This is a genomic window from Phormidesmis priestleyi BC1401 (genome assembly GCF_001650195.1).
GTDB lineage: Bacteria > Cyanobacteriota > Cyanobacteriia > Leptolyngbyales > Leptolyngbyaceae > Phormidesmis_A > Phormidesmis_A priestleyi_B.
In genome coordinates this window covers 93,393-109,391 of the sequence record NZ_LXYR01000001.1, presented here as the reverse complement: position 1 = coordinate 109,391, position 15,999 = coordinate 93,393, and the positions used below count along the sequence as shown (strand labels likewise).

At 50.2% G+C, this 15,999-nt stretch carries 17 protein-coding genes and 1 tRNA gene; 10 read left to right on the top strand and 8 right to left on the bottom strand.

Going from position 1 to position 15,999, the window contains the following annotated elements; translation table 11 throughout:
* Positions 1 to 65: 65 nt before the first annotated feature.
* A complete protein-coding gene (gene pyk / locus A8707_RS00560) occupies positions 66 to 1,859 on the bottom strand; it encodes a pyruvate kinase (RefSeq protein ID WP_068814326.1) in 1,794 nt (597 codons plus the stop codon).
* Positions 1,860 to 2,153: 294 nt separating this feature from the next.
* Between pyk and A8707_RS30105 the strand changes: the two genes are divergently transcribed.
* Positions 2,154 to 2,276 (top strand): hypothetical protein, encoded by a 123-nt coding sequence (locus tag A8707_RS30105; RefSeq protein WP_269452632.1) that lies wholly within the window; start codon positions 2,154 to 2,156, stop codon positions 2,274 to 2,276.
* Here A8707_RS30105 and A8707_RS00555 read toward each other — a convergent pair.
* Positions 2,273 to 3,088 (bottom strand): COP23 domain-containing protein, encoded by an 816-nt coding sequence (locus A8707_RS00555; protein WP_068814325.1) that lies wholly within the window; start codon positions 3,086 to 3,088, stop codon positions 2,273 to 2,275. The genes A8707_RS30105 and A8707_RS00555 overlap by 4 nt on opposite strands.
* 360 nt (positions 3,089 to 3,448) lie before the next feature.
* Here A8707_RS00555 and crtR point away from each other — a divergent pair, with 360 nt between their 5' ends.
* A complete protein-coding gene (gene crtR / locus A8707_RS00550) occupies positions 3,449 to 4,384 on the top strand; it encodes a beta-carotene hydroxylase (RefSeq protein WP_068814324.1) in 936 nt (311 codons plus the stop codon).
* Between the two features lie 112 nt (positions 4,385 to 4,496).
* Complete coding sequence (locus A8707_RS00545) at positions 4,497 to 4,865, top strand: phage holin family protein (RefSeq protein WP_068814323.1); 369 nt, start codon at positions 4,497 to 4,499, stop codon at positions 4,863 to 4,865.
* Between the two features lie 70 nt (positions 4,866 to 4,935).
* Here the strand turns inward: A8707_RS00545 and aroH are convergent, their stop codons facing one another.
* Both aroH and sppA read right to left on the bottom strand, forming a co-directional pair.
* On the bottom strand, positions 4,936 to 5,349 hold the full coding sequence (aroH, locus tag A8707_RS00540; protein ID WP_068814322.1) for a chorismate mutase: 414 nt from the start codon (positions 5,347 to 5,349) through the stop codon (positions 4,936 to 4,938).
* A gap of 215 nt (positions 5,350 to 5,564) precedes the next feature.
* Positions 5,565 to 6,407, bottom strand: coding sequence for a signal peptide peptidase SppA (gene sppA, locus A8707_RS00535; protein WP_462686382.1), 843 nt, complete (start codon positions 6,405 to 6,407; stop codon positions 5,565 to 5,567).
* A gap of 164 nt (positions 6,408 to 6,571) precedes the next feature.
* Here sppA and A8707_RS00530 point away from each other — a divergent pair, with 164 nt between their 5' ends.
* Positions 6,572 to 7,669, top strand: coding sequence for a DMT family transporter (locus A8707_RS00530; RefSeq protein ID WP_068814321.1), 1,098 nt, complete (start codon positions 6,572 to 6,574; stop codon positions 7,667 to 7,669).
* On the opposite strand, the gene A8707_RS26620 is transcribed toward A8707_RS00530, so the two are convergent.
* Positions 7,629 to 7,883, bottom strand: coding sequence for a hypothetical protein (locus tag A8707_RS26620; RefSeq protein ID WP_074382443.1), 255 nt, complete (start codon positions 7,881 to 7,883; stop codon positions 7,629 to 7,631). The genes A8707_RS00530 and A8707_RS26620 overlap by 41 nt on opposite strands.
* A tRNA-Met gene (locus tag A8707_RS00525) sits at positions 7,870 to 7,946 on the bottom strand. Before A8707_RS00525 ends, A8707_RS26620 begins: the two co-directional genes overlap by 14 nt.
* A 171-nt stretch (positions 7,947 to 8,117) precedes the next feature.
* Here A8707_RS00525 and A8707_RS00520 point away from each other — a divergent pair.
* The 5 genes from A8707_RS00520 (at position 8,118) to A8707_RS00500 (ending at position 13,101) form a co-directional block, all read left to right on the top strand.
* The gene (locus A8707_RS00520) at positions 8,118 to 8,828 is read left to right on the top strand and encodes a response regulator transcription factor (protein WP_068814320.1); all 711 of its coding nucleotides are present in this window, start codon (positions 8,118 to 8,120) and stop codon (positions 8,826 to 8,828) included.
* Complete coding sequence (locus A8707_RS00515; protein ID WP_068814319.1) at positions 8,825 to 9,934, top strand: sensor histidine kinase; 1,110 nt, start codon at positions 8,825 to 8,827, stop codon at positions 9,932 to 9,934. The genes A8707_RS00520 and A8707_RS00515 overlap by 4 nt, the downstream gene beginning before the upstream one ends.
* 563 nt (positions 9,935 to 10,497) lie before the next feature.
* Complete coding sequence (locus tag A8707_RS00510; protein ID WP_068814318.1) at positions 10,498 to 10,929, top strand: hypothetical protein; 432 nt, start codon at positions 10,498 to 10,500, stop codon at positions 10,927 to 10,929.
* A 24-nt stretch (positions 10,930 to 10,953) separates the two neighbouring features.
* Positions 10,954 to 12,840 carry a tetratricopeptide repeat protein gene (locus tag A8707_RS00505; RefSeq protein ID WP_082906163.1) on the top strand — a complete coding sequence of 629 codons (1,887 nt, stop codon included), beginning with the start codon at positions 10,954 to 10,956 and terminating at the stop codon, positions 12,838 to 12,840.
* Positions 12,841 to 12,909: 69 nt separating this feature from the next.
* Positions 12,910 to 13,101 (top strand): hypothetical protein, encoded by a 192-nt coding sequence (locus A8707_RS00500; RefSeq protein WP_156518299.1) that lies wholly within the window; start codon positions 12,910 to 12,912, stop codon positions 13,099 to 13,101.
* A 224-nt stretch (positions 13,102 to 13,325) separates the two neighbouring features.
* Here A8707_RS00500 and A8707_RS00495 read toward each other — a convergent pair whose 3' ends face one another.
* Complete coding sequence (locus A8707_RS00495; protein ID WP_068814315.1) at positions 13,326 to 13,643, bottom strand: hypothetical protein; 318 nt, start codon at positions 13,641 to 13,643, stop codon at positions 13,326 to 13,328.
* On the opposite strand from A8707_RS00495, the gene tnpA reads away from it, so the two are divergent.
* The gene (tnpA, locus tag A8707_RS00490) at positions 13,642 to 14,070 is read left to right on the top strand and encodes an IS200/IS605 family transposase (protein WP_068814314.1); all 429 of its coding nucleotides are present in this window, start codon (positions 13,642 to 13,644) and stop codon (positions 14,068 to 14,070) included. The two genes, A8707_RS00495 and tnpA, sit on opposite strands and share 2 nt — an antisense overlap.
* Before the next feature lie 329 nt (positions 14,071 to 14,399).
* On the opposite strand, the gene A8707_RS00485 is transcribed toward tnpA, so the two are convergent.
* Positions 14,400 to 15,869 (bottom strand): glycosyltransferase, encoded by a 1,470-nt coding sequence (locus A8707_RS00485; RefSeq protein WP_231947877.1) that lies wholly within the window; start codon positions 15,867 to 15,869, stop codon positions 14,400 to 14,402.
* Between the last annotated feature and the right edge of the window lie 130 nt (positions 15,870 to 15,999).

Here is a 15,999-nt window from a genome sequence, read left to right as displayed (position 1 = left end):
GGCAGATGCTACTTGATAACTTAATCAATCTGAAGGTGAGAGATCCGTAAGATCACAGCTTAACTTTATGAGAGCAACACGGGCGAGAGAGCGGCTTCTGTTTGAGTCGAGTTGGCAGCCCCCGAATAAACAAAGCCTCGCTGCATATCGAGTGTGACAATCTCACCATCACGGATCACGGCTGTTGCGTTTTTGACACCTACAATCACAGGCACCCCCAATCGAAGACCAATCACGGCAGCGTGGCTCGTAAGGCTGCTGTCTTCAGTGATGATCCCCGCCGCTTTGCGAATCGCTTCAACATTATCGGCACTCGTGGCAGACACGACCAGGATTTCTCCTGCATTGAAGTGAGAAATCTCGGCTCCGATCGCCGCAACTCTCGCCCGTCCGCTCACCGATCCCTGCCCGATCGCGACTCCTTTGCCGCGAATAGCAGTCACGACTTCTACTTTAATCAAGTCAGTCGAACCCGGCACCCCTTGTAGCGTTCCAGCAGTCAGCACCACTAAATCGCCTTCGCACACCAACCCTTTCTCTTGGGCGACGTTGAGAGCCGCTTGAAAAGTTTGCCAGGTTGACGGCAGATCCAAAACGAGTAGAGGCTTTACCCCCCAAACAAGCTGAAGCTGTCGAGCGACATCCACGTGGGGCGTAATTGCCAAAATGGGCGTTGTTGGACGAAACTTCGAGACGTTTCGGGCAGTGGCTCCTGTTTTGGTAAGCGTCATCACGGCTCCGGCTCCTAGCTGCTCTGAGATCCGTCCGACCGCTTGACTGATGGCATTGGGGATCGATCGTCCGGCATCTTCTGAAATACGCTTGCCCTTCTCTTTCTCAATCCGCACCGCAATTTGCGCCATCGTTAGCACGGCTTCGATCGGATAGTTGCCAACAGCGGTCTCATTGGAGAGCATTACTGCATCGGTGCCGTCTAGAATGGCGTTTGCCACGTCAGAAATCTCAGCACGAGTCGGGCGCGGGCTGTTGACCATACTGTCTAGCATTTGGGTCGCCGTAATCACCGGAATGCCGAGTCGATTTGAGGTAGCAATTAAGCGCTTTTGCAAAATGGGCACGTCTTCGGCGGGAAGCTCAACGCCCAAATCGCCCCGCGCCACCATCACCCCATCAGAGATCGATAAAATGGCTTCCATTTGCTCGATCGCTTCGTGTTTCTCAATCTTGACAATCACCGGAACGGCTTTTCCAGCGCTAGAAATCAGTTCTTTGATTTCTAAAACATCTTGAGGATTGCGAACAAAACTCAGAGCAACCCAATCTACGCCCTGGTCTAAGCCAAACACTAAATCTTTGCGATCCTTGTCGGTGAGAGCTTTGACTGAGAGATAAACCCCCGGAAAGTTCACCCCTTTGTTGTTAGAAAGCGGTCCGCCGACGACGACGCGACAGTGCAGCGATCGATCCGCGCGATCGACTGATTCTACTTTCATCTCGACTCTGCCATCGTCTAGCATAATCGTGGCATCCGACGGCACTTCTTCAGCCAGTAAGTCATAGGTGACCGAGCTAATCTCTTGAGTGCCGGGGATCAAACGGCTCGTAAGCGTGAACGGATCGCCTTTTTTGAGCACGATCGCACCATTCTCAAAGCGTCCTAATCGAATTTTGGGTCCCTGCAAATCTTGCAAGATGCCAACGGGCTGATTTAAGTCGTAGGAGATCTGCCGAATCAGTCGAATGCTTCGTAAATGATCGTCGTGAGTGCCGTGAGAAAAATTGAGGCGTAGCGTGGTTGCTCCAGCTTCGATGAGTTGACGTAAGACTTCTGGACTACTGGTCGCCGGACCGATCGTCGCCACAATTTTGGTTCTACGCTGGGAAGGTTGCAATTGCATGAACAGAATCCAGAAGGACTACAAAGAGTAAATGTTAGCGAGATGACAATCAGGTTTCTAAAACTGTGGAAGGGTCAAAGTCTCGACGGGCTGCTCTGTCTCGCTAAGACTATGGGCAAAAACGGCTGCTTATGGATTTGACTAAGTCGCTCGATCGAATCTTAGCTTTGATTAAAAAAGTTTATGTAAGTAGTTTAAGCGAAGACTCGTCTCTAGTGGGCACTTCTAAGAGCAAAGCTTTTTAGCCAGATGTCAATGATCTCTAACACAGAGGCATCAGGGATATTACCATGTTTGACCCCGTTTCAGTGTCAGCTAGATATTCACATGACAAAGCCAGCCAAACCCGATCGACTCAGCGCGATCGTGATTCAACTGGCAGAAAAATTAAGAGAGCCTGTGAGCGAGAACTTCTAACGGCGGAACAATTGAGGCAAGCGAGGTGCTGAGTTAGAACGAACGGCAGACCCGCCATTTAAGCGTTCGCCTGTGCCGCCATCTTTACGATCGAGAAATGGCTTTAGGTTGATGTCACTGCGTACAACTCTCGGAGCCGCTGCCCTACTGCGTCCCATGCCACGAATGCCCAGCAGACCGCCTAGCTGATTGAGAATATTGCTGTCTGAGCCATTTTGCCCGTAGGTTAAAACGCCCTGAGTTTGTTGACCGCTATCGGCGATCGTCAAGTTTTGAAACACGCGATCGCGAGTCGCGAGGGGATCTTGTCCGGTAGGCACCGTCAACACAATGCGGCAAGACGGAACGCGATCAGTCGTGACGCAAATCGTGTTGTAGCCATTCTCAACGGCGGTCTTCATCTCCACTAACCCATCAGATCGATAAGACTCTAGACGACGAGCAATTTCACCACAGCGACGATCAGAACTCCAGCCTCCCCCCAAAGCACTTGGAACAGCCCAAGGATAGGACTGATTGGGCTGACTCTCTGGCATATACATCACGGTAGGCTGACCGTTAGAACTTTGGCACGCAAACCGCACCCCGCTCAACGGCGGGTTCGGAATCGTAGAACCAGGAATCGTAGAGCCAGGAATTGAATTTCCGCCCGTTCCTTCAATAGGAACTACGACATCTCCAGAAGGCGACGCAGCTTGCGCGAGCAGCACGTTTTGGCTAGGTGCCGCGATCGCCGCGCCACTCAACAGCATCGCCGCACCCATTGCTAGTGTGCCAACTTGCAAACCTGTCTTAACCTGCGATCGCACCATTGTAGTGAACCTCAATTGGATAAACAATTTAGATGGGAAAGTGCAACTGATAGATGGGAGTTCGCTGCGTCTGACTATGCGACTCAACCCCGCGTCAACCTTAAAAACCCCTGAAGTTACAAAGCTTTCAGACCAATACGTTTCTCTCGCATCTTGATCACTTTGACCACGTTTTTTCTACCATGTTCCCAATCACCTAAAGATTGCCCAACCCTGTCTTCTGACCAGGCAATGACCGATCGCGACTGGGTTGACGGAATTTGATCTGATTTAATAGTCACGCTGAATGGGCTTTACTTAAGTTCACGATTCTGCGTATCGTATACATTAAGTGAGAATACGACAAAGGAGAAAGAAATAATGTCGGCGGCAACAAAGCCCCTGACAGTTCCTAAAGAGTTGCTGGGTCCTCCTGGCGACTTCAATCCAACCCTGTTGATTTTTTGGCTCTCAGTAGCGTTAGCGGTGATGACAACGCTGGGCTATTGGTGCTGGGGTTGGGTTGATTGGTGCTGCTTCTGCCTAAATGTTTTGGCGCTTCACATGGTAGGAACCGTGATTCACGATGCCTGTCATGGGGTTGCCCATCGAAATAAACTTGTGAACGCTTTTTTGGGGCACGGCAGCGCGTTTTTGCTGTGTTTCTCATATCCAGTGTTTACGCGGGTGCACATGCAGCATCACGCAAATGTGAATGATCCTGACAACGACCCTGACCATGTGGTTTCTACGATGGGTCCGCTGTGGATTATCAACGCCCGATTTATGTATCACGAGTTCTTTTTCTTTAAGCGCAAGCTGTGGCGCAAGAATGAACTTTTAGAATGGTTTTTAGCGCGGCTCTCTCTGGGGCTAGTGGTTTACCTCGCTTATCACTACGATTTCCTGGGATATGTGTTTAACTTCTGGTTTATTCCACTTGCGATCGTGGGCTTAGTTTTAGGGTTGTTCTTCGACTATTTTCCGCATCGCCCCTTTAAGGAGCGCGATCGCTGGAAAAATGCCAGAGTCTATCCGAATCGCTTACTCAACTGGCTGATTATGGGTCAAAACTATCACCTGATCCATCATTTGTGGCCCTCGGTGCCGTGGTATCACTACGAACGAGCCTATGTTGCAACCAAGCCGCTGTTAGATGCAAAAGGAAGCCCTCAGTCGATCGGGCTACTTAAAGAAAACTTTCTCGGCTTCATTTATGACATTTTTCTGGGAATCCGGTTTCACTCTAAAAAAGAGGATTCTGTTAAAGAGGGGGTGCCGATCGTTAACGCGCTATCGGAAACCTCTATCAAATAGGTGAGCATCTCTACGACTTAGAATCTATCTCCATGAAGAGGCTTTCACCTCACTGCTGCGTCAAAATCGGTTTTAGAAAAACTGATTATTAATGAAGCTTGAGGGAAAAATAATGTTGGGATATTTGTTTGTAGTCTTGTCAACTGCGTTGAGCCTGCTAGTCGTCGATATCGTGCTACCTGGCGTGAATATTGCGTCTTTTCCAGCGGCTTTGATTGCTGGAGTCGCGATCGGGTTAGTTAATGCCTTCGTAAAGCCAATCCTGTCGTTGCTCACCCTGCCTGTTAACTTTTTAACATTGGGCTTATTTTCTCTCGTCGTGAACGGCATTTGCTTTTCACTAGCGGCGGCGATCACTCCTGGGTTTGGCGTTCATGGGACTTTGGCATTTATCCTCGGACCTGTGATTTTGTCGTTTGCAAGCACCTTCCTCAACAAGTATTTTGCAGAGCGAACCGTTGACCTTAAAACTGAAGCCTAATCTCCTAAAACTGAATTAAAAGGGGGTTCACGGTAGTAGTGAACCCCTTTTTTGATCTTCAATTAATTCGTTAATCACGAGATCTGATTCTCATGGGTGAAGCCGTAAGTTGAGCCAAAGTCCAATCGGGTCGAAGGCTTTTTGCATGGCGCAAGTAAGGATGATAAATTCTGATTTCTGGGTCAGGCGTGTTGAAATGGATTAGGAAACGAATGCAGCGCTCTAGACTGCCTTCTACATACATCTGCTGCACATCTAGCAGCGGCACATCTGACCAGTGAGGACGCTCACGAGCGATCGCGGCTGGATAGATGGCATCTAAATCACGAGTTGCGGAAAATGTAGCACTGATGATCTCGTCAAAATCAAGTCGATTATGAGCTTCCAGTTCATTTAGTAACTCAGTGACCGCTTCTCGAATTGCCTCGGCGCTGTTTGCCGAGACTGTTGTTGCCCCACGAACCGCTCGAACTCTCCACTGCACAGATTTATCCCTCCAGGTTTTGCTAGCTCGATTGTAGTCGCTCTTGCCTTAATCACTAGCTTATCAAGAGAGTGTGAAGGGATAAGGGATCAATGATAAAGAAAGTTTTAGAGCGGGTTGGTAAACCTGCCGATCTAGATTCCTCAGAGTTGTGCCTACTGAGAATAGGCATCGGGATGCTGAAACCATTCTGCACAGCCCGACAATAATCTTAATTAGGGACGATATAACCATAGGGGAAGCCCACTGGTAGACAGCTCAAACTCTAGCCAATCGGCACCTGCCGCGAGTCCGGGAACGGTGTAAATGGCTTGGGCAAGACTGTTGCTTGATGTGAGACGGCTAAAGAGAGGTTTTTTCTCCTCAAAGGTGAAGGATTTGGTTTTTTTGGGATCGAGTCCAACAAGTTCGGCTGCCCAGCGACGGGCATCTTCTTCGGTGCCCAGACGATCGACCAATCCCAACGCTAAAGCCTGCTGCCCCGTAAAGACGCGACCATCGGCAAAGCTTCTCACTGCATCGGTTGTCAGATTTCGCCCTTCTGCGACCACTCCCACAAATTGAGAATAGCTGACATCAATCAGTTCTTGCAGAATGTCTTTTTCGGGGTCGGTGAGTTCACGATCGAACGCCAAAATATCTTTATAAGGTCCCGATTTAATCACTTTAAAGGACACACCGACTTTCTCTAGCAGGCGCTCTAGGTTGTTGCCTCGCAAAATCACGCCAATGCTGCCTGTGATCGTGCCAGGGTTGGCGACGATGTGTTCAGCGCCCACGCCGATATAAACGCCGCCCGACGCTGAGATGTTGCCAAAACTGGCGACGATTTTGACTTTTTCTCGAAGTCGTTTGAGCGCACAGTAAATCTCGTGCGAGTCAGCAACGGTTCCACCGGGGCTATCGATTCGCAGCAGTAGGACGGGAAAGCGTCTTTCTTCAACCGATTTGAGGTCTTTGAGGACACGATCGCGCGTTGCACCTGCAATCGCCCCTTTGATCTCAATCCGAGCAATTTGTTTGCGAAACCGGGACTTAAAAAGCGAAATCATGGGCATTAGACCGACGGTAAATGAAAACGACTTGAACTTCTAGTGTGCCTCATGGAACGCATGGAAAGTGGAAACCTGGGGATCAGAAAACCGTCCGATCGGGGCAGCGGTCACGTAACATAAGTACATAATTGAATAGAACTAGCCAAGACTTTAGCCATCAATCCCCCATGCATCTCAAGCTCACCGAGTCTCGATTACCATTTGCCCCTCTCTTACTCGTCGCCCCTTTCTTTTTGTGGGGAACGGCAATGGTTGCCATGAAAGGCGTGATTCCCAACACAACACCGTTTTTTATGGCGGGTGTGCGGTTAGTTCCGGCAGGTGTGCTGGTGCTGATTGCGGGTGCATTTATGGGAAGACCTCAGCCTAAAGGGTGGGCGGCTTGGCTGTGGATTGCGCTGTTTGGCTTGATTGATGGGGCACTCTTTCAAGGATTTTTAGCTCAGGGCTTGATGAGAACGGGGGCAGGTCTGGGGTCTGTGATGATCGATTCTCAACCTTTGGCGGTTGCCCTACTCGCCCTGTGGCTATTTGGGGAGACGATCGGGCTGTGGGGCTGGCTCGGTCTAGCGGTCGGAGTGTTGGGGATCACGCTGTTGGGACTGCCGGAAGAATGGATCTGGTCGGCAGGAAGTTGGGTATCGCCTGCAATCGCTAATCAGCCGTGGACGTTTCCCACCGATGGAGCATTCACCGACTTCTTTCTGGGTTTATTCGACAACGGACAGTGGCTAATGCTACTAGCCGCGCTGTCAATGGCGATCGGGACGGTCATCATCCGCTATGTTTGTCGTTATGCCGACCCTGTAACCGCGACGGGATGGCACATGATTTTGGGTGGCTTACCCTTATTTGCGCTGTCTCATCAATTAGAGTCTGCTCAGTGGGTAAATTTGACGACCTCTAACTGGATGGCTCTGGCTTACTCGACGATTTTTGGCAGCGCGATCGCTTACGGATTGTTCTTCTACTTCGCCTCTAGCGGCAGCCTGACGAGTCTGAGTTCTCTGACGTTTCTGACCCCTGTGTTTGCCCTTCTGTTTGGCAACCTCTTTTTATCAGAGGTGCTGAGTCCGCTTCAGTGGTTTGGGGTAGGTTTGACGCTAGTGAGCATCTATTTAATCAATCAACGAGACGTGTTGAGCGAGAAACTAAGACGATCTAGCTTAGAGGCGGTGTCTCTCGATCAGGGAAATGAGATTCAGAATCGAGAAATGGGTGAAGTCACGATCGCGTCATCCACGATAGAGCCTGAATCCGAGTGATAAAAGAGGGATTGGGAAGTTGCCGCAGAGATAGAACTCCCTGCTGCCATTGTCCTTGGTTTCGACTCTGCTCAACCCACTCGTTGAGTAGTCTGATTAAGCGTTGAGAGATGAGCGAAGCCGAAGCCCGATCGGTGATTTCTAAAAGATAATCCTCATGCAAAAAGCCTCCAGTCTTTTGAACTGAAGGCTTTTTGATTTGGTGGCGGGGCATGGATTTGAACCATGGACCTTCGGGTTATGAGCCCGACGAGCTACCAGACTGCTCTACCCCGCGTTGCTTCCAACTCATCTAATATAGCGTTAAGTTGTCAGGTTTGACAACCTTATTTTCAAACTTAGAACAAACTCAGGCGCTTAACTCGTGAAAGAGCCTGACAGAGCTAGGAAAACGGCGTAACGTGAATAGAGATGACTGCTCGATTTGTTCCTTCACCCCTCGCACCGCATGGATATCTTGATCGTTGAAGATGAAGCCGAAATCGCTCAACTGATTCAGCTTTATTTAGAAAAAGAAGGCTTCTCTTGTCGCACTTGCCGCGATGGGTTAACGGCTTTACAGATCTTTCAAGAGCAAAAACCCGATCTAATTATTCTCGATTTGATGATTCCTAAACTAGATGGGTTGGAGGTTTGCGCCCGCATTCGGCAAAAACCCGGCACCAAAGATCCCTATATTTTGATGCTGACAGCGAAAGGGGAAGAACTCGATCGGATCATTGGTCTCTCAACCGGAGCCGATGACTACATGGTCAAACCCTTTAGCCCTAAAGAATTAGTTGCGCGAGTCAGAGCGTTATTGAGAAGAACTCTGCGACAAGGCGGACAAAGCCAGATTTATCGAACTCACAGCTTCTCGATCGACCTCGACCAGCGATCGGCAACTCGTCACCTCAGCCCCGACAAGTCAGAACCGCTCGATTTGACGACCCTGGAGTTTGACCTGCTGGCGACCTTTATGAGCTACCCCGGTCGCGTCTGGAACCGAACTCAGTTGATCGATAAACTTTGGGGCGACAACTTCTTTGGCGATGAGCGAGTCGTCGATACGCACGTCGCCCGTCTTCGCAAAAAAGTTGAACTTGATCCCGCCAATCCTACCTTTGTTAAAACGGTGATTGGAGTCGGCTATAAATTTGAGGATGCCAGTCATTCATGAGTAAACTCGGCTTACGGGGACGGCTCTTTTTGTCTCACACGATCGTCATGTTGGTGGGCTTAAGCACCCTATTAACCGTGGGCAAACTTTACTCTCCGCAGCTATTTATCACCCACATCGAAAAGATTCAGATCGGGGGAGTCAACGTTCGATATTTTCGTCGTCAACTGCTCGAAGGGTTTGAGTCAGCCTGGAGTCGCGGCGCGTTTTGGTCGGTGATCGTCGGCGGCAGCACCGCAGGAGCTTTAAGTTATTTGGTGTCTCAACGCATTGTGCAACCGTTGATTCAGCTAGAGCGAATTACGCGCAAGTTTGCATCGGGGCATCTAGAAGAACGAGTCCCTCCCAATGAGATTCCTGAGTTAAATCGGTTGGCTGAAAGTTTTAACCACATGGCAAAAGAGCTAGAGGGCGTTGAGCAGCGTCGTCGTGATCTGGTCAGTGACTTGAGCCACGAGTTGAGAACTCCGCTCACCGTTGTTGAGGGCTATCTTGAAGGGTTGGCAGACGGCACGATCGAGGCTTCGTCTGATATTTATCAACGGCTGGCTAAAGAAACAACTCGACTGCGCCGACTGGTCAACGACCTGCAAGAATTATCTCAGGCAGAAGCGGGCTATCTCCCCATCAATGCAAAACCGCTCAATATCCGTCCTCTGTTAGCGTCTCTGGTACAGCGATTCTCAGATCAACTTCTAGAAAGCGCAACGACTCTCAGCCTTGATTGCTCTGTGGATTTGTCACCCGCGATCGCAGACCCCGAACGAGTCGAGCAAATCTTGGTCAATCTGATTGGCAATGCGCTGCAATATACACCTCAAGGCACGGTGACGCTGCAAGCGTGGCAGGAATCAGATAAGCTGTGGATTGCCGTTAAAGATACCGGACAGGGCATTTCGGCGGATGATTTGCCCCATGTGTTTGAGCGATTTTGGCGATCGGATCGATCGCGCGATCGTCATTCTGGGGGCACGGGCATCGGGCTGGCAATCTCTCGTCGCCTGGTCGAATTGCAGAAAGGCGTTATTTTGGCTGAAAGTGAACTGGGCGAGGGGAGTCTATTTCGATTTTCGCTGCCGATCGCGCCACGATTCACCGCTTCGTGACAAGGCAGTCACAGAGGTGTCAGATCAGATCACTACAGTGAAGAAAGTGAACTTTGCGGAACCTGTCATGTTTCCTTTTCCGTTGATGGCGCTGATCATCGGCTGCGTTGTGTTAACTGCGTTTGCAACTCTGCGCGTTTTATTTCCGGCTAGTAAACCCCCTTGTCGCAGACGAGTCAAGCCCAGAAGCTAGGACTTTAGTTCAGTTGCTTTCTGAGACTGACTATCTCGGTTTAATAGAACGATCGCGCGGTATGAAGAACATCGGACTTCAATCGCAAAACCCTCTTCACTCAAGATTGAACTGCTCCTAGAGTTGTCTCCAGAAGAAGTTACGCCGTTGCTGCAACCGTCTCGCGATCAGTGAGTCGATCGCGTCACTAGCGTGTCATTAATTGAGCCAAACAACTGAAGCAGCCTGAATGAGAACAGACCCTTGATAGAGCGCAACGATCGCACTTAATCTGAGAGGCGTGTCGTTTTTTGTCGGAATGATGACGGTTTGCGGAAGAGATTAGATTTCTTAGGTATAAGAGAGATATCCCCTACCCGGAGTTTTCTCGATGGAACCTGTAACCACGTTGACGGCTGCCGCGATCGCTGACCTTGCTTTTAGAAAATTTATCGAATCGGGGGCAGGTGAGCTTGCCAAAAAGTTTACGGAGGGGGCGATCTTGCAAATGGACGCGCTCCGACAGAAGATTTGGGACAAAATGCGGGGGAAACCTACGGCAGAAGCAGCATTAACTTCAATCGAACAGGGATCAAAGGCAGAACTCGATCGGCTGGTCGCTTATATTCAGGTGGCGATGGATGACGATCCGCAGTTTGCTGATGATATTCGATTGACGGCGCAGCAAATTAATGCAGGCAAGATTCAAGACAATAGCTCAATGACGCAAAATAATTATGATTCCAGCACAGGATATCAAACCAAGATAGAAGGCGGAACCGGATTTGTGGGAGGAACGCATTATCACGGTGAGAAACCTTGACTAGAGCCGTCGGGAGGGGCACCGATAAAAAAAAGCACCCCACAGAATCTGCCTTATAGCGGAGTTAGCAAGTTCGTTGGGCGAGATGACGATCTCGAAACGTTGCACAAGCAATTGCAAGCGGGAACGACGGTGGCGATTTCTGCAATTGCGGGGATGGGTGGCATTGGCAAGACTGAATTAGCGTGGCACTATGCTGATTTTCATGCAAAAGCGGAGACGTATCCGGGGGGAGTCTGCTGGCTGAAGGCACGCGAGGATGTGGGATTGCAGATTATTGCATTTGCCCGATCGCACCTCGATCTCAAACCGCCAGATGAGGGCGAATTAGTTGATCGGGTGCAGTGGTGTTGGCGACATTGGCAGGATGGAGCGACATTATTGATCTTGGATGATGTGCAGACCTATGACGATATCCGATCGCTGTTGCCGCGTTCTGAATCGCGCTTTAAAGTTTTGCTGACGACGCGATCGCGCTTTGGGTCTCCGGTCAAAACCCATGAAATCAAGGTGCTGAGTGAAGCGGCATCGCTGGATTTGTTGCGATCGCTGGTATCAGATGGACGAGTGGATCAGGACTTAGCGACTGCTAAACGGGTTTGTGACTGGTTGGGCTATTTGCCGTTGGGATTGGAGCTAGTGGGGCGGTATTTGGCGCGCAAGAAGGGAACGTCGATCGCGAAACTGTGGGAACGGTTGCAAGAGAAAAGGTTAGCGGCGCAGGCATTGCTAAAAACCGAGACAAGCATGACGGCATCGTTGGGTGTCACGGCGGCGTTTGAGTTGAGTTGGCAGGAATTGAATGAGGATGCACAGCAATTGGCGGCGCTTTTGAGTCTGTTTGCGTTGGCTGAGATTCCTTGGGGGTTGGTGCAAGGGTGTTTGCCAGAAGCAGATGAGGAAGCGTTAGACGATTTGCGCGATGAACAGTTGGTGAATCTGAGTTTGCTGAGTTATGAGCGCGAAGGGATCTATCAACTGCATCAATTGCTGCGGGAGTTTTTTAGAACGAAAATTGGTGAGTTGGAACGTAAGCCGCTAAAAACCGCACTGGCGACGGTGCTGATTAAAGTGGCGAAACAAATTCCTCAAGACCCGACGCTGGAAGTGATTAAATCGGTCACTTTGGCGATTCCTCACCTGCAAGAAGTAGCAGAAGACTTATCAAAGCTTGGAAGCAGAGCAGATCTTTTTATTCAAGACGACGATGATCTATTTTGGGCGTTTGTTGGAATTGGTCGATTTTATCAAGGTCAGGGATTTTATGCTGAGGCAGAACCTTGGTATAGGAATTGTTTGGCAGTGGTGCGATCGCTCTTAGGAGAGAGCCATCCCGGTGTGGTGAGCAGCCTCAACAATTTGGCAGGACTCTATCACGTTCAAGGACGCTACGAGGAGGCAGAACCGCTCTATCTCCAAGCCTTGCAATTACAGCGATCGCTCTTGGGAGAGAGCCATCCCGATGTGGCAACCAGCCTCAACAATTTGGCAGAACTCTATCGCGCTCAAGGACGCTATGAGGAGGCAGAACCGCTCTATCTCCAAGCCTTGCAATTACAGCGATCACTCTTAGGAGAGAGCCATCCCTTTGTGGCAACCAGCCTCAACAATTTGGCAGCACTCTATCGCGCTCAAGGACGCTACGAGGCGGCAGAACCGCTCTATCTCCAAGCCTTGCAATTACGGCGATCGCTCCTAGGAGAGAGCCATCCTTCTGTGGCAATGAGCCTCAACAATTTGGCAGTGCTGTACGCCAATCAAGGGCGATTGACAGACGCAGAGCCATTGTTGGTGCAAGCGTTAGAACGATATCAGCGACTTTTGGGACATCAGCATCCCGATACAGTGATGATGCGGCAGAGTTTGGAATATTTGCGGCAAGTGATGGGTAAAACGCAGGATGAAGGATGAGCGATCGGGGTCAATCGTCCAACGATCGAGCAATTTATGGGGACGATCGAGCTTTTTGCACGAACAGTCATGGTTTTTATAGGAACGATCGAGCTTTTTGGGGGAGCGATCGGGCAATTTGGAGCAACGATCGAGGTTTTTGCACGAACAGTCAGGGTTTTTATAGGAACGATCGAGGTTTTTGCACGGACGATCGAGGTTTTTACAGGAACGATCGAGCTTTTTGGGGAAGCGATCGCACCTGGGGCAACGGCAATTTAGGATTTAAACGGCACGATCGAGAATGTGGGGTCGATCGAGGTTGCTGGCTGCGATTCCATCCCGCCCGTGAATGGAATTCCGGGCTAGCCTTGCGAAGTCCACTAAAGGGACTAAAAGCCAGTCAGTCCCGCGTCTTCAGTCCGTTTCAACGGACTTCGCAAGGCTAGCCCCGACTTCAGTCCGGGGCGGATTAGCAACGATAGTGAAGAGGCTTTCCATACTTCTCAAACGCCCTCTTGGAGCAACGATCGAGTTTTTTGCACGAACGATCGAGCTTTTTGCACCAACGATCGCACATGGGGCAACGGCAATTTAGGATTTGATCGGCACGATCGAGAACGTGGGGTCGATCGAGGTTGCTGGCTGCGATTGCATCCCGCCCGTGAATGGAATTCCGGGCTAGCCTTGCGAAGTCCACTAAAGGGGACTGAGAGAACTGGAGTGATTAATCGGAACGGGTAGGGTCTCGATCGCACCGTCGATGCATCTGATGCCATTTGGGTCATTCTAAACAGAAGATTTTCTACTTCAGATTGCATCATGCCGCTTTGGAACCTCTACTATCATTTCGTTTGGGCAACCCATGAGCGACAACCCTTAATTACCCCCATTCGAGAAGCCCCGCTTTATCAATTCATCGATCACAAAACAACTGAATTAGGCGGCTCACTCCACGCGATCGGAGGCATTGCCGATCATATTCATGTGATTGTGTCCAGTCCTCCCAGTCTTGCCCTGTCTGAATACATCAGACTCATCAAAGGCAGCAGTTCTCGCTATCTCAACGCCAACCATCCCAGTCCTTCTGCCAAGTTCAAATGGCAACAAGAGTATGGGGTCTTCTCCATCAGCCCCAAAAACCTCGACTTGGCGATCACCTACGCCCAAACCCAAAAACGTCACCACGCCCAAGGCATGACCTTCCCTCGCTTAGAACCCGATGCCATCTTCACTCCCACCTCTCCCTAGTCCATTTCAATGGACTTCGCAAGGCTAGCCCCGAATTCTATTCCGGGGCGGGTCATCGGACAAACCAACACGACCCGAATCTCCCGATCGGACATGATCGCTCACTAAACCTCAACAATGGGCACTACCTCAATCAGCGATCGAGGTTTTTGAGAGAACGATCGAGCTTTTTGAGGGAGCGATCGCACAGTATGAAGAACATCAGACTCCAATCGCGAAGCCCTCTTCACTCAAAATTGAACTGCTCCTAGAGTTGTCTCCAGAAGAATTTACGCCGTTGCTGCAACCGTCTCGCGATCAGTGAGTCGATCGCTTCTCCAATCAAACCCTTAAAAAAACTTGATTTTGCGAGACGCATACAGACACATTTGCAGCAAAATTAAGCCCTCACGCACATGAGCGATATTCGAGGTTCCGTAAGTGCGAGGCTGATAGCGCACAGGCACATCGACCATGTGCAAACTCAACTTGGTAGCCCCAAACAGGAGATCGAAATCTCCGAAAGGGTCGAAGTCCCCCAAATAGCTGCGTCCGGTAGCGATTTTTTCGTAGTCTTCACGCCGCAAAACCTTGGTGCCGCACAGCGTATCTTTGAGCGGTTGCCCCAACAGAAACGAAAACGCCAGACTAAAGAATTTATTTGCCCAATTATTTAGCCAGGGCATTGCTTGACCCGATCGGGGATAAACCAACCGAGAGCCATTGGCAAATTCTCCGCGACCAGAGGCGATCACCTCAAAAAAGTGGGGCAGATCTTCGGGCTGAACGGTCAAATCTGCATCTAGAATCATCAAAATATCGCCCGTTGCGTGTTCAAACCCCAATCGCACGGCATCGGCTTTTCCCTTCCCTGACTGCTGGAAGGCTTTAAGCGTGAAGCGATCGTGTCCTTGATGCACGACTCGCTGAATCTCTGCCCAGGTGTGATCGTGAGAATGCCCTTCGACAAAAATCACTTCAGTGTGTCTGCCGAGCGAGGGTAAGCGCTCGATCGCACCTTGAATATTGCCTGCTTCGTTACGAGCGGGAATAATTACCGAGCAGGTAGAAGCATTCACATTTGCAGGACGATCGGGTCTAGCGACGATGTAATTTGTGAGACAGAAGTGATTGATTCCGGGCAGGTGGGCAACGATGCGGTTGAGCAAAAACGCCAGTCCGGGAATCGGCTTAGGCAGAAGGAACCGCCGCCCCGATCGTACGGGCAAGTACCCTGTAATCTTCAGCAAATTCTGAACGTCGGTCATTGAGAGCCAGCTTTGAGGCGGCTGCGGACGGCGCTGACCCAGGCGATTTGCCAAGTGTAGAAGGGGTTGCCACAAAAAATTGTGAAACGTCAGAATTAGCCGCGTTCGCGGGTGACAAAAAACCTGTAGCTGCTGCAAAACCTGCTGGATGTCTCCCAAATGACCCAACACGCCCGACAGCACAATGAAATCAAAGGGGATCTCATCACCAAACTCCTTTGAAGCCAGCGTTTCAGCATCCAGGCAATAGAACTGTAGATGAGGATAGTTTGATTGGGCAATCGCGATCGCTGGTTGAGAGAAATCAATGCCGACTCCGACAGCGGGATTTAACGCCGCCAGCAGATTGCCCGTGCCGCAGCCGACTTCTAACACGCGACTGCCAGGGGGAATTAAAAATTGATGGAGACGATCGAGATCCTGGTAGTAGTATTTATTGCGACGACTCCAGCGATCGAGATCGGGTGCAATCTGCTCAAAATAAGTTCGCACTTGCTCTTTAAATGCATCTTTAACGAGCGGAGTCGGCAGTTTGGTCGTAGGTTGAGTCACAGGCGCGATTCTAGAAGAGGATGCCGAGAGAAGCACTCAATCTTCTCATAGTTTCTTGGCGAGTCCTTTGATCGCAGCCCGATCGTGACTTCGCATTAATAAACTCTTATGTCTCTAGTCAGAATCGCAA